Annotated in this window: 7 protein-coding genes; 5 read left to right on the forward strand and 2 right to left on the reverse strand. The window is 51.8% G+C overall.

Annotated features, from left to right (window positions below; genetic code table 11):
* Positions 1 to 69: 69 nt before the first annotated feature.
* Complete coding sequence (locus DXA74_RS03180) at positions 70 to 1,371, reverse strand: ammonium transporter (RefSeq protein ID WP_118525377.1); 1,302 nt, start codon at positions 1,369 to 1,371, stop codon at positions 70 to 72.
* Positions 1,372 to 1,693: 322 nt separating this feature from the next.
* On the opposite strand from DXA74_RS03180, the gene DXA74_RS03185 reads away from it, so the two are divergent.
* Positions 1,694 to 2,506, forward strand: a complete 813-nt coding sequence (locus tag DXA74_RS03185; protein ID WP_370448481.1) for an alpha/beta hydrolase — start codon at positions 1,694 to 1,696, stop codon at positions 2,504 to 2,506.
* On the opposite strand, the gene bla is transcribed toward DXA74_RS03185, so the two are convergent.
* The gene (gene bla / locus DXA74_RS03190; protein WP_118525408.1) at positions 2,479 to 3,366 is read right to left on the reverse strand and encodes a class A beta-lactamase, subclass A2; all 888 of its coding nucleotides are present in this window, start codon (positions 3,364 to 3,366) and stop codon (positions 2,479 to 2,481) included. The two genes, DXA74_RS03185 and bla, sit on opposite strands and share 28 nt — an antisense overlap.
* A 137-nt stretch (positions 3,367 to 3,503) precedes the next feature.
* Between bla and DXA74_RS03195 the strand changes: the two genes are divergently transcribed.
* The 4 genes from DXA74_RS03195 (at position 3,504) to DXA74_RS03210 (ending at position 11,599) form a co-directional block, all read left to right on the forward strand.
* Entirely contained in the window at positions 3,504 to 5,780 is a 2,277-nt protein-coding gene (locus tag DXA74_RS03195) for an alpha-galactosidase (protein WP_147401013.1), read from the forward strand.
* Positions 5,781 to 5,802: 22 nt separating this feature from the next.
* The gene (locus DXA74_RS03200; RefSeq protein ID WP_118525409.1) at positions 5,803 to 8,019 is read left to right on the forward strand and encodes an alpha-L-fucosidase; all 2,217 of its coding nucleotides are present in this window, start codon (positions 5,803 to 5,805) and stop codon (positions 8,017 to 8,019) included.
* A 24-nt stretch (positions 8,020 to 8,043) separates the two neighbouring features.
* Entirely contained in the window at positions 8,044 to 8,976 is a 933-nt protein-coding gene (locus tag DXA74_RS03205) for a hypothetical protein (protein ID WP_233550438.1), read from the forward strand.
* 286 nt (positions 8,977 to 9,262) lie between these two features.
* Positions 9,263 to 11,599 carry a TonB-dependent receptor gene (locus tag DXA74_RS03210; RefSeq protein WP_118525380.1) on the forward strand — a complete coding sequence of 779 codons (2,337 nt, stop codon included), beginning with the start codon at positions 9,263 to 9,265 and terminating at the stop codon, positions 11,597 to 11,599.
* The last annotated feature ends 257 nt before the right edge of the window (positions 11,600 to 11,856 follow it).

Raw genomic sequence — 11,856 nt, forward strand, 5'->3', positions numbered from 1 at the left:
AACTAGAAAAAAGAAAAAGACGGTTTTTATCAAACCGCCTTTACATACTCCGCAATAAATCGGGAAATATCATCCGTTTCCATAGCACTCGTCATGCTGGCTCTTGTCCAGACCGGCAGCCTCGCTTTCCGGAGAAACACGCATCGGAATCATCTTGTTGGTAAGCCAATACAGGATGTAGCTCACCACAAAGGTATAACCGCAGACAATCACCACGGCCAGCAGATGAATCAGGAACATGTGTATGTTTCCGTCGAGCAGTCCGTGCACAAACACACCGGTGAGAATGGTTCCGAAAATACCGCCCACACCGTGAGTCGGGAACACATCGAGGGCATCGTCCACATGGGTCTTGTTTTTCCAGTACACGGCAATATTGCACACAAGGGTAGTCAAAAACGCTATCATAATGCTCTCGCCCACCGTGACATATCCGGCCGAAGGGGTAATGGCCACCAGACCGACCACCGCTCCTACCGCTGCTCCCATAGCGGACGGCTTACGGCCACGCAGGCAGTCGAAGAAAAGCCAGGTCATCATGGCCGTGGCCGAGGCGGTGTTGGTGTTCAGAAAGGCCTTCACCGCAATTCCGTCGGCCGCCAGAGAAGAACCGGCATTGAAACCGAACCAGCCTAACCAGAGCATGGCAGCACCTAATACCACAAAAGGTATGTTGGCCGGAACATGGGGCGTGGCGGCATTCTTACGCCGGCCCAAGAACAGCGCTCCGGTCAGGGCTGCCACTCCCGAAGAAGCATGCACCACGATTCCGCCGGCAAAATCGAGTACCCCCATCTGACGCAGAAAACCGTCGGGATGCCAGGTCCAGTGGGCCAAAGGACAGTAAACAAAAATGGAAAAGAGCGCCAGAAACACCAGATAACCCGAGAAATGAACCCGCTCGGCAAAAGAACCGGTAATCAGAGAGGGGGTGATAATGGCAAACTTCATCTGAAACAGGGCATACAGCGCCAAAGGGATGGTCGGAGCCAGAAACAGATCCGTTTTGGCTCCCACATGCGTAAACATGGGAAAAGTCAGCGGATTGCCGATAAAATGGCCCAAATCGTCTCCAAAAGCCAGACTGAATCCGACCGCAACCCAAATCACACTGATCACACCCATGGCGATAAAGCTCTGCAAAATGGTGGAAATGATATTCTTCCGGCCCACCATACCGCCATAGAAAAAGGAAAGGCCGGGAGTCATCATCAAAACAAAGATTGTGGCCGTAATCATCCAGGCAACATTGGCCGCATCGAAATACTGATCGGGCATCCAGAGTTCCGGACTCTCCGGTGTTAGAACACCCCAAATACTGAGGAGCACCATAAGGCTCATCATCACAATCCATCTTTTCTTTCTTTTCATAACATTTCAATTTAAATTCGCCATATATTTTGTCTTTGTGTTTTCTATACAGCAAAATTACTTTCTTTATGAAAGAAAAGACAAGGTTTTAATTCCATTTTGCAGAATTAAAATACAAGAATTACAATATCTCCTGATTTATGGACGGATTAATTTCAAACTAACAGAAATAAACAGAAAATAATAACAGAATAAAACAACAGGAATTATTTATGAAGAACAAAAGTCTGAATTCAGGAATTTCTGTATACTTTTGCACGAGAACCCTTGAAACAGCAACAAAACAGCAAACCCTATAAAAAACCTACCTAAGATGAATACACTGAAAAAACTGTTCTTTACGCTCTGCGCCGGTATCCTTGCCGCAAACAGCATGGAAGCGGCCATAGTAGACACTCTGCTCATCAAAAGCAACAAGATGAACCGGTATATCGAAACGGTGGTCATTATCCCGGATCAGGCCGCCCAAACGCCCTGCCCTACGCTTTATCTGCTGCACGGGCACGGCGGAAATGCGAAAAGCTGGATCACCATCAAACCGGAACTGCCGGAAATGGCCGACCGTGACGGCATGATCGTGGTGTGCCCCGACGGGGAACAGAGCTGGTATTGGGACAGTCCTATACGCAAAGAGAGCCAGTTTGAAACCTTCGTGTCTCAGGAACTGGTGCAGTATATCGACAAGAAATATAATACGGTGAAGTCGCGCCGGGGAAGGGCCATTACCGGACTGAGCATGGGCGGACACGGCGGACTGTGGCTTTCCATACGGCATAAAGATACGTTCGGTGCCGGAGGAAGCACCAGCGGAGGCGTGGATATCCGTCCCTTTCCGAACAACTGGGACATGAAAAAGCAGCTCGGTGAAATGAAGGAGAATCCGAAAGTGTGGGACAGCCATACGGTCATCACCCAGCTGGACAGCCTGAAAAACGGCGATCTGGCTCTGATTGTGGACTGCGGTACGGAGGATTTCTTCTTTGAAGTGAACAGGCAGCTGCACGAGGAGTTATTGAAGCGTGGCATCGCACACGACTATATTGTGCGCCCGGGAGCGCACAATCTGAAGTACTGGAACAACTCCATCGAATATCAGTGGCTCTTCTTTCACCGATTCTTTGAGAAAGAGGAATAGACCAGCCGGGAGATGTCGGCAATGATGCGTGCGGTATTCTCGGCCGACTCGCGGGAGTGTTTCACAAATACGGCAATGGTATAATAACGGCCGTCGGGCAGCAGCACAAAGCCCATGTCGTTGATGGCGGTCCAGCGTCCGGAAGCGTCCTGGTCGCTGGTACCGGTCTTATGCCCGATGCGGGCACCGGTGCCGGCCAACGGAGCCGGAAGACGGTCGGTGCCGATCTCGCACTCCATAAGCGTGGTTTTCAGGAATTCCTGAATCGGCTGGGCGAACAGCGGCTTTTTGAGAAAGATCTCCAGCAGGCGGACGGCCTCAAGCGGTGTGGACCAGTTGTCATAGCAGGTCTGTGTATCGCGGTGCATGTCGTCTTCGGTGACCTGAACGGCAAAATCGGTCAGGCCCAGCGAACGGATATAGCGGTCGGTGGCCTGCGGACCGCCATACAGGCGGAACAGCAGGTCGCAGGCGTTGTTGTCGCTCTGCTGCAGCGTATATTCCAACAGAGTGCGCAAAGGAAGGGTGACATTGCCCTGGGGATAGCGGTCGCGCATCGGGCTATAGGTGTTGGGCTTGAGATCCTCGGGGGTAACCAGCACCTTATGGTCCACGGTTTCGGAAAGCGCCGTAAGGGTATCGGCCACAGCCAGCGCCTGATGGAATTTCACCACACTCATCAGCGGATAGCGGTTGTCGTTATTGACGGTCAGCGTGTCTGTACCGTTAAAGATCACGGCCACACCCACTTCGGCCTGTTTGTCGGTCAGATAGTGCAGAATGGACTGCTTCAGATCCTGCGCACACAGGCCAAGACCTCCTAAAAAATTCAGAAGAAAGAAGAAAAAATATCGTTTCATCAGGTTCATTTGATTGGATTGTTCTTAACTCACGGCAAAATTAGATGTTTTTCGCATAAATCTAACGGCAAGAATAAAAATTATATGTAATTTTGTTTTGCAGTTAGATTTATGTGTCACACCAACCTTAAAATACCATGAATACAAAAACATTCAGCGCCTTGCTGCTTTGCGTTTCGCTCCACACATACGGAGCAGAAATTGCAGCACCACAACAGGCTGCATCAGCCAACACAGAGACAGAAACAGAAATGGATCATACCACCCGGCAACGGCTCTCCCAAAAAATAAATGCGCTGCCGGTGTACCGCCAACTGCATTCGGAAAAACCGGATTACGACTGGCTGATTGCTCCGCAAAAAGTCAAGGCGGGCATATACCGCACAGAGGACGGAAAAGGAATCGTGATTGCCAACGGACTGCTGGCACGGGAGTTCCGCATCTTCCCGAATCTGGCCACAACGGACCTGATCAACCACATGACGGGTGAAAGCATGCTGCGGGCCGTAAGCAGCGAGGGTACCGTCACCATCAACGGAAAGGTATGGAATCTGGGCGGGCTGGACGGACAGTCCGAACGCGGCTATCTGAAAACGGAATGGCTGGAGCAGATGACTCCGCTACCCGCTTCTTTCTGGATAGAGGATTTTGAAACCGCTCCCCTGGAGCCTGCCATGCCCTGGAAAAGAAGCAGGTGGGCGCTCAACACGAAGGATGCCACAGGGCGCGAAATCGTGTTCACCCTGAAAGGATGCGGCGAAACGGAAGGAATACGCATCCGGTTGCATTATACCGTCTATGATGAGATTCCCGCCATCCGAAAATACATGACTCTGGACAACGAGACCGGCAAGACCGTTAACATAGACCGCTTCCAGCTGGAATATCTGGCTTTTGCCGAAGGGGAATCGCCCAGCGGCGGTGACCCGACCACCTTCAGGCTGCCGAACATTCATATTGAAAGCGACATGCACTGCAAGGGAAGCTTCACGGAACTGGAAACGGAAATTACGGAAAAGTGGCTGCCGGACCCGAAATATACTTCACAACGCAACTATCTGCTGCAAACACCGTGCATCCTGGAAGTGGCTCCGCCAATCGGACCGGACCAGAGCATTGACCCGGGAAAGACATTCACCAGCTTCATGGTGTATGAAATGCCTTTCGACAGTGACGACCTCGAGAGAAAAGGGCTGTTTCAGAAACGCCTGCAACGGACCATCGCTCCCTGGACCACGGAAAACCCGATCTTCATGCATCTCACAAGCAGCAACCCGGAGACCGTGCGCACCGCCATCGACCAGTGTGCCGAAACGGGATATGAAATGATTATTCTCAGCTTCGGTTCGGGAGCGGATGCGGAAAACATCAGCGAAGAGAACCTGAAGAAATTCCGCGAACTGGTGGAATATGGAAAGAGCAAGGGCATCGAACTGGGATGCTACTCGTTGCTGGCCAGCCGGTGGATCAGCGACGAGGTGGATGTGATCAACCCGAAAACCGGAAAGCGGGGCGGCATGACCTTCGGCAGCTCGCCCTGTCTGTGCTCCCAGTGGGGCGAAGAATATTTCCGGAAGATAAAGACCTTTATGGAAAAAACGGGAATGCGCTGTCTGGAACACGACGGCTCTTATCCGGGCGATGTGTGTGCCTCTACAGCGCATGCCTATCACAAGGGACTGAACGACTCGCAGTGGAACCAGTTCCGGAGAATCACCGAGCTGTATCGCTGGATACGCAGCGAGGACATTTATCTGAACGTGCCCGACTATTATTTCCTGAAAGGCTCGAACAAGACGAGCATCGGATATCGGGAGGTGAACTGGTCCCTGCCGAGAGAACAGCAGCTGATGCACACCCGACAGCTGAACTACGACTGTACGTGGGAAAGAATCCCTTCGTCACTGTGGAGCTTTGTGCCGCTCGTGGAATATCACGGCGGAGGGGCGGCGGCCACGCTGGAACCGCTGCACGAGCATCTGAAGGAATACAAGACCCTGATGTTCCAGAACTACGGCTGCGGCATCCAGGCCTGCTACCGGGGCCCTCGTCTCTACGACACGGAGGAAACACGCGAGGCCGTGACGGAAATCATCCGATGGTATAAAAAATACAGAACCATCCTGAACAGTGACCTCATACACCTGAGACGCCCCGACGCCAAAGACTGGGACGGACTGATGCACGTGAATCCGCAGGGAAAGGAAAAGGGACTGGCGCTCTTCTTCAACCCGCTGGACCACGAAATAACACGCACCATAAAAATTCCGCTGTACTACACCGGAATCAAGGGAAAGGCCCTTGTCCGGGAGCAGGAAGGCAAGAAACGCCGGTACAGGACAGACGAAAACGACTGTATTACCCTGGAGGTGACCCTACCGGCAAACGGACATACCTGGTATGTCTTTGAGTAAGAACATTCAACCCATTCATTATATGAAAAAAATTCTATTTTCTTGTATCTTGACCGGCATCATGCAAACTGCATATGCGCAAAACTACTCGTTAGACAACACCATCAAGGTGAACGAATCGGACTCCAAGGAGGTGATCATCCAGAAAGCGGCCCACGTGGTTCCGACAGACAACCAGCTGCGTGCCCTGGAAAAGGAGTTTATCGCCTTTATCCACTTCGGACCGAACACATTCACCCGCATGGAATGGGGAACCGGTATGGAGGACCCGTCGATCTTTGACCTGAAAACGCTGGATACCGACCAATGGTGCAAGGCTATCAAGGCTGCCGGCATGAAGTTGGTGATGCTCACCGTGAAGCACCACGACGGTTTCTGTCTGTGGCAGACGCGATATACGAAACATGGCATCATGTCTACCGGATTCCAGGACGGCAAGGGGGATATCCTGAGAGACCTCTCCAAGTCGTGCAAGAAGTATGGCCTGAAGCTGGGTGTCTATCTGTCGCCGGCCGACCTGTACCAGATTGAGAATCCGGAAGGCTTGTACGGAAACGGAAGCAAAAAGACCCTGCGCACCATACCGCGCGAGGTGGAGGGACGCCCTTTTGCCAACAAGACGAAATTCCAGTTCGTGGTGGACGACTATAACGAGTACTTCATGAACCAGCTGTTCGAAATCCTCACCGAATACGGAGAGGTGGATGAAGTATGGTTCGACGGAGCACACCCGAAACAGAAAGGCGGACAGACCTATAACTATAAGGCCTGGCAGCAGGTGATCCGCACACTGGCACCGCATGCGGCCATCTTCGGAAAAGAAGACATCCGCTGGTGCGGTAACGAGGCGGGAAGAACACGCCGTACGGAGTGGAACGTAATCGGCTATCAGGAGAATCCGGACACCATGAACATGTTCCCGGACATGGTGGCCGAGGACTTGGGCAGCCGCGAGGCATTGCAGAAAGCCAAGTATCTGCACTATCAGCAGGCAGAAATCAACACTTCCATCCGCGAGGGCTGGTTCTACCGCGATGATACGGAGCAGAAGGTGCGCAATGCGGACGATGTGTTCGACATCTACGAGCGTGCCGTGGGCGGTAACTCTACCTTCCTGCTGAACATCCCGCCAAACCGTGAGGGCCTGTTGCCACAGAAGGATGTGGAGGTACTGGAAGAAGTGGGACGACGCATCCGCGAAACTTACGGCACGGACCTGCTGAAGAAAGCCAAAGGTCCGAAAGAGGTGCTGGACAAGGACAGAAAAACCTATACGCTGATTGACGAGAAGGATCCGGTGATCACCATCACAACCCGCAAACCGATTACACTGAACCGTCTGACCATTCAGGAGGCTATCGAGCAGACCGGCGAGCGTGTGGAAGAGCATTATGTGGAGGCCTGGATTGACGGCGCATGGAAAAAGATTGCCGAGAGCACGAATATCGGTTACAAGCGCATCCTGCGCTTCCCGCAGATCACGACAGACCGCATCCGCATCCACTTCCCGAAGATGAGAATGCAGGCGGGCATCTGCAAGGTATCGGCGCACTATTATCCGGCAGTGCCGCCACAGCTTACCGCCAAACGCAGTCTGGACGGTCAGGTAACCATCCAGGTGAAGGAAAGTGACTTCGGCTGGAAGCGCCACGGCGAGAACAGTGCAGGCAACCTGAATGCCGGATACAGCATTCACTACACCACAGACGGAACGGCTCCGACCAAGAATTCGGAAAGCTATCAGGGTGCATTCACAGCCGACAATCAGGAAGTGCAGGCCGTATCGGTGCTGAACGGAAAGACCGGACCGGTGCTTCAGGAGCGTTTCGGATATATCAAGAAGGACTGGAAGGCGGAAGCCAGCAGCGAGGCCGAACAGCATGGAGCAGCCCTGGCTGCAGACGAGAACCCGAACACCTTCTGGCTGAGCGGCAACGGAGATCAGGACCGCACGCTGACCATTGACCTGGGCGCAGTGAAGACCATCCGCGGATTTGCCTATACACCGCAGAACCGCAATGCCGAGGGTATGATCGAACGGGGTACCGTCTGGGTGAGCCAGGACAAACAGAACTGGGAGAAGGTGGAGGACTTTATGTTCGGTAACCTGATCAATGACCCGACCAAGCGCTCTTGTACCTTCAAGAAGGCCACTGAGGCACGCTACTTCAAGATTCAGATGACCGAAGGAGCAAACCGAAGCGAGAAGGCAGCGGTGGCCGAAGTGGATATTTTCTAAAAAAATATCATAGTTATAAAGGGTATGTTATTCAAGAATATTCTAATCGCATCTTGTTTTACCCTGTTCGGAGGAATGCCGTCCGGAGTTTCTGCACAGGAAGCTCTGGACAGCATTCCTTTTGAATTAGGGGGCGACAGCAGAGTCTACATCCGCTGCCGGGTGAATGAGAGTGACACGCTGCGCTTTCTGTTCGACAGCGGAGCCACGGACATGGTGGTCAACACGCAATCGGAGAAGGTAGTGCGCCACCTGAACTTCAACGAGAAGGGATTCAACTACGGGGCCAGCGGCGGCAATGCCGTACCCGTGAGCACGGGCAACTCTTTCTGTGCCGGAGGAATCCGGACGGACGACCTGAAATTTATCGGTGTGCCCTACCCGCCCGAATTCTGGGATGGCGTTGTAGGCCTGTCTTTCATGAAGAACTTTACGGTGCGGCTCGACTATGACCGGAGGATGATTTACCTTTATCGCCCGGGTACCTACAAGCCGGACCGGCGAGCCGTGTGTCTGCAAATAGGTTATGAAATGGGAGTACCGGTCGTGCCGGTAAAGGTATGTGTCAACGGTACGTACTACGACTTGAGACTGGAAGTGGATCTGGGTTCCGACCGTGTGCTGGATCTGAACACGCCTTTCGTAAGGAAGCAGAAACTGCTGGGCAGCCAACAGCCTTTTGCCATCTCGCGCATCAGCAGCTCGGATGCCAATACGGGCGAGTTGCAGAATGTGTATTTTGACGAGATCGTGATGGGCAGCCTGCGTCTGCCCCGGATTCCGGGGGCATTCTCCACGGTGACCGAAGGCGTGCAGGCCAGCGACAAGATGGACGGCGTGATGGGCAACAATCTGTTGCAGCGCTTCCACCTGACTTTTGACTTTGCAAACGGTTGCCTTTATCTGGAACCGAACAACCTTCTTTACAAACCGTTCTATTCCTTTTTAATATTTTAAGGAACCGGATAACCGTTTCAGAACCGTCTTGGAAACGGTTTTTCATCTACAGAGTTCCTCTGGCTGCAAGGGCGGGAGGAGCTCTGCCTTTTTTCGGGCTTTCAGGAGCGTTTTTTCCGCCAAACGACTGAAACATTTGTTGCAATCGCACGCACATTTGTTTCATGAAACATTTATAATCGGGTATGAAACAATCGTGATATTCTGATTCTCAGAACTTTCATACATTTACGGCATCAAACAAACTAATAAATTTTTTCTAACTGATATTTAAAATTAGGATGCTATGAAGGCGGAGAAAAAAATGAGACAAAAGTCAGCTCAGTGTCATGCGGCTGTACTATTGCTGGGAATGGCTTGTTCCATTTCGTATGCTCAGGCGCAGGATAAAAAGGAAAGTAATGAAGAAGGCAACAGAAATGTCATGCTGAACGCTGCCAGTGCCAACGGACCGAGAGAGATTCAGATCGGTCTGCCCTCGGCCGATGTCAATGTGCTGGAAAACGGGATTCCGGTTACTTATGCCACCAACCCGCACACCGTGAACTCTCTGTGGCGAGGCGATGTCAGCCTGAGCCACATGGGACTGCTCAAGATTTCCGAGACGGCCGTAACGACCGGAAACATCGGTTATGCGGTAAACTCTTTCACCCAACTGGGACAAAAAGGATTCCACGGAGCCTTGAACTACAAGAGCAACCACTTCGGAATGCAGGAAGTGGCCCTGAACCTGAACGGCAGTCTGGGCAAGGGATGGTTCTATAGCGCCAACATGTATCAGGACTTTGACCCGGGAACCTTCGACATCAAGTCTACCCCATTCCAGGACCGTACGCAGATCTACAAGTTTGCCCTGACCAAAAGATACAACGACAACCGGGGTGAATTTACAGCCTTATATAATTTCAGCAACAGCCATCCGGTATATAACTATGCCACCCAGTCGGCTCCTTTCATCTATGTAGGCGACGGTAGCGTGAAACAATTCGGCGACTTCAAGCTGGGTACCACCTCTTACCTTCCGGTGGACAATGACATGGTGTATCGCGACATGCGTACCGGTGAGGTCAAGAAGACCAACCTTTATGATGCTTCCGAGAACAAGGGGAACATGATCACCCTGATGAACGACTATAAATGGGACAACGGACTGAACTGGAAAGCCATTATGAAATATGACAAGTCCACTGGTTCGCTGGTTTACCAGACTCCGATGTCGCTCGACAAGAACGAGGCGGGCATCAACTATCTGTATGAAAGTGCCGACGGAAGCATGAAACCGTATGCCGGAGAGTATGTGCAGAGCCGTATGACCTGTCTGAACCGCGGTTTCATCAACTCGTTCATGTTTACTTCGGAACTGAGCAGAAACACCGACCACGGTCTGTGGCGACTGGGCCTCAACGAGTGGTACTACGACATTGACTACACTTCTTCGACCACCATGTACGACCAGTCGGTACCTTCTGACGGCAGCTATCCGGTGCGCCTGTATAATGCCGACTATGCCACTTCGCAGAACCGCAAATACAGCAACGGCTATTTCTACGACTTCAACAAGAACGCTTCTGAATATTACAACGGATTCGACAACAAACTGGCACTCTACTTCACACACGACTGGGATGTGACCGACAAGTTCAACGTGTACTATGGTGCCCGCTTGGAGTATCAGGCTCTGAGAGGAGAAAATGCGGCCGTGAAGGATGCCAACGGAAACTATATCGGACGATTTGCGGACTATTATCTGGGAGCGGAAAAGGACGGCGTCAAGATCGAACCGACTCCGATGGAACACGACTGGCTGAACTATGCGCTCACAGCAGCCCTGACCTATAAGATCAACAATCAGTTCGGTCTGACCGGTGACTTCACCTACATCACCCAGCATCCGAAGATCGAGAGCTTTGCTCCGGCCACTTATCCGAACACGGGAACCATCTCCGTACCTCTGGGACGTGCCGGTATCTATTACAACAACAAATGGCTCAGCCTGACTTCGCTGGTGTCATACATCTCAAAGACCAACAACAACGCCACGCTGAACCTGCAGCACAAAACGGCTGACGGACAGAACCAGATTATGGCCGCTCCGCTTACCTTCGACATCCAGACCATCGGATGGACCACCGACGTGGTAGCGCATCCGTGCAAGGGATTTGACCTGCACTTCCTGTTCACATACCAGAAGCCGACCTACAAGAAGTATGAGACTTCCATCACCTTCTCCGACGGTTATGTGGGCAAGATCGACGCTACCGGAAACATTGTAGCCGAGATTCCTCAGGTCATTGTGGAAATCGACCCGAGCTATATGATTACGGATTATCTGAAGATCTGGACCAGCTTCCGTTACTTCAGCAAGACGTATGCCAACATCAATGATGCTTATTACTTCAACGGCAGATGGGAAACCTTCGGCGGCATCAACTGGCAGGTGAACAAGAAACTGTCGCTGGGCTGCACCGTGGTGAACTTCCTGAACCAGACCGGTGCGAAGGGCAGCATCGCCGGTGCGGAACTCGTAGACAAGGATGAAGCAGCCGCCTATGCGGGATATGTGATGGCCGGAAGCTATATCCGTCCGTTCACCGTAGAGTTCAACGCCAACATCAAATTCTAAACGGTCTTCTAACATTATATCATTAACAAAAGGAGCTGTGACCCGGACAACCGGATACAGCTCCTTTTTCCATGCCGGGCTGCCGGTGTTCTCCGTGCAGCACCACAGTGCAAAAAAATGATTGGGATCATTTGATAAAATCATTGAGAAGATTTTGCAAAAACATCAGGAACATTTTTCTACCCTTAAAATATCTCTCCCAAAGAATAAAACAGATTACTTAAGAATCTGCTTTCATAAGGACAAATTTTATTCAA

It is taken from the genome of Bacteroides sp. OF04-15BH, from assembly GCF_003477995.1.
GTDB lineage: Bacteria > Bacteroidota > Bacteroidia > Bacteroidales > Bacteroidaceae > Paraprevotella.